1 protein-coding gene is annotated in these 241 nt (G+C 62.7%); it reads left to right on the top strand.

The annotated features are described in order from the left end of the window. Positions 1 to 241: hypothetical protein (locus tag SB753_RS40720; RefSeq protein ID WP_410805631.1), on the top strand; the 241-nt coding region annotated here is incomplete at both ends.

The raw sequence follows: 241 nt of genomic DNA, 5'->3' as shown, positions 1-241 counted from the left end.
CGCGTGAACCTGCGCTGGCAGCACAGTACCGACAACTGGCTCAACGAGCTGACCGTCGGCACCGAGGACTCCAGGAACAACCCGACGCCGCAGAACCTGGGCAACGGCATCATCTACACCTACCTCAACCGCGCAGATCCCAACATCCCGGAATGGACCTTCGTGCAGACCGGTGCGGCCGACGGTCGCAACGTGCAGATCAAGAGCCAGAAGGGCTGGTTCCTCCAGGATGACCTGACCC

Source organism: Paraburkholderia sp. SIMBA_053 (assembly GCF_046534895.1).
Classification (GTDB): domain Bacteria; phylum Pseudomonadota; class Gammaproteobacteria; order Burkholderiales; family Burkholderiaceae; genus Paraburkholderia; species Paraburkholderia caledonica.
The sequence above is the reverse complement of the archived record's forward strand: the minus strand, read 5'-3'. Positions and strand labels throughout refer to the sequence as shown.